The organism is Microbulbifer maximicatervae (SeqCode), from assembly GCF_052467825.1.
In genome coordinates this window covers 1-2,500 of sequence record NZ_CP174327.1, presented here as the reverse complement: position 1 = coordinate 2,500, position 2,500 = coordinate 1, and the positions used below count along the sequence as shown (strand labels likewise).

The following is a 2,500-nucleotide window of genomic DNA, read 5'->3' as shown; positions in this document are numbered from 1 at the left end:
TTGAAGGTGGATCGGGAGGTCTGCTGGAGGTATCACAAGTGCGAATGCTGACATGAGTAACGATAAGGGAGGTGAAAAACCTCCCCGCCGGAAGACCAAGGGTTCCTGTCCAACGCTAATCGGGACAGGGTTAGTCGACCCCTAAGGCGAGGGCGAAAGCCGTAGTCGATGGGAAACAGGTTAATATTCCTGTACTCGCTATTACTGCGACGGAGTGACGGAGAAGGCTAGGCCAGCATGGCGATTGGTTGTCCATGTTTAAGGTTGTAGGCTGGGGACTTAGGCAAATCCGGGTCCCTAAGGCTGAGAACTGATGACGAAGCCCACTTAGTGGGTGAAGTGGTTGATGCCCTGCTTCCAGGAAAAACTTCTAAGCTTCAGGTAATAGTGAATCGTACTCTAAACCGACACAGGTGGTCAGGTAGAGAATACCAAGGCGCTTGAGAGAACTCTGGTGAAGGAACTAGGCAAAATGGTACCGTAACTTCGGGAGAAGGTACGCCGGTTTTGGTGATGGGACTTGCTCCCTAAGCTGAGGCCGGTCGAAGTGACCAGGTGGCTGCGACTGTTTATTAAAAACATAGCACTCTGCAAACTCGTAAGAGGACGTATAGGGTGTGACGCCTGCCCGGTGCCGGAAGGTTAATTGATGGGGTTAGCTTCGGCGAAGCTCTTGATCGAAGCCCCGGTAAACGGCGGCCGTAACTATAACGGTCCTAAGGTAGCGAAATTCCTTGTCGGGTAAGTTCCGACCTGCACGAATGGCGTAACGATGGCCACGCTGTCTCCACCAGAGACTCAGTGAAATTGAAATCGCTGTTAAGATGCAGTGTACCCGCGGCTAGACGGAAAGACCCCGTGAACCTTTACTACAGCTTTGCACTGAACTTTGAGCCTATTTGTGTAGGATAGGTGGGAGGCTTTGAAGCAGCGACGCTAGTTGTTGTGGAGCCGTCCTTGAAATACCACCCTGGTATGTTTGAGGTTCTAACTCTGGTCCGTTATCCGGATCGAGGACAGTGTATGGTGGGTAGTTTGACTGGGGCGGTCTCCTCCCAAAGAGTAACGGAGGAGTACGAAGGTGCACTCAGCATGGTCGGAAATCATGCAATGAGCATAATGGTATAAGTGCGCTTGACTGCGAGACAGACATGTCGAGCAGGTACGAAAGTAGGTCATAGTGATCCGGTGGTTCTGTATGGAAGGGCCATCGCTCAACGGATAAAAGGTACTCCGGGGATAACAGGCTGATACCGCCCAAGAGTTCACATCGACGGCGGTGTTTGGCACCTCGATGTCGGCTCATCACATCCTGGGGCTGAAGCCGGTCCCAAGGGTATGGCTGTTCGCCATTTAAAGTGGTACGCGAGCTGGGTTTAGAACGTCGTGAGACAGTTCGGTCCCTATCTGCCGTGGGCGTTGGAGATTTGAGAAGAGTTGCTCCTAGTACGAGAGGACCGGAGTGAACGAACCTCTGGTGTTCCGGTTGTCACGCCAGTGGCATTGCCGGGTAGCTATGTTCGGACGGGATAACCGCTGAAAGCATCTAAGCGGGAAGCCTCCTTCAAGATAAGATCTCCCTGAGGCCTTGAGCCTCCTGAAGGGCCGTGGAAGACTACCACGTTGATAGGCTGGGTGTGGAAGCGTTGTGAGGCGTTGAGCTAACCAGTACTAATTGCCCGTGCGGCTTGACCATACAACAGAGATGGTTACTAACGACTAGCGCAAGCTAGCGGATTGTGGAATGAAAGACACACAATGATCGCTTGCGGTGTATTACTACAGATTGTTTTACCGACTTATTTGGGGTTATCGCCGGTCAATAATGACCGAGGCAAACAGCGATAACGTGGCAGGCCAAGTAGATTGCTTATAAGACCAATGCCAACCCAAGCCAGTTTGCCTGACGACAATAGAGTTGTGGAACCACCTGATCCCTTGCCGAACTCAGAAGTGAAACGCAACATCGCCGATGGTAGTGTGGGGCTTCCCCATGTGAGAGTAGGTCATCGTCAGGCTTCTAATCCGAAAGGGCCACCCAATAGGGTGGCCCTTTTTTTATGGCTGAAAAAATATTTAAAAAAAAATAAAAAAACTAAGAAAGGGAAAGAAGAAAGAGAAAGCAGGAATTACTTAGTAGAAATTAAAAATCGCTTGAAAACTTTAGTGCTCAGCTTCTATTTAAAAAGTCAGTCAGTAATTAAAAAATAAAACCTAAAACTACCTGAGCACCTTAAACAGACGCTCTCCTAAATAGCCTATAAAAATATGTCTTTACCGATCTTCTCTCCAAACGCTTTTACACTCACTCAAAAAATAATCCAACAAAAATAACCCTCGTAAAAACCAGAAAAGTACCCATACCACTCCCGCCAAAAATTAAAATTAGCCCATAAAAATATCGGTGATTTTTTAGTCTCTGCAGTAATCCCCTGTAACCACGGGGCCTGTAGCCCGTTTATTAAAGTTATACACAACTCTATCCAGACTTTATCATAAC

2 rRNA genes (1 of these 2 cut by a window edge) are annotated in these 2,500 nt (G+C 48.7%); both read left to right on the top strand.

Annotated features, from left to right (window positions below):
• Window positions 1–1,696 (top strand): 23S ribosomal RNA (locus tag ACJJII_RS00010); it begins 1,186 nt to the left of the window's first position.
• Window positions 1,697–1,902: 206 nt separating this feature from the next.
• Window positions 1,903–2,018, top strand: a 5S ribosomal RNA gene (rrf, locus tag ACJJII_RS00005).
• The last annotated feature ends 482 nt before the right edge of the window (window positions 2,019–2,500 follow it).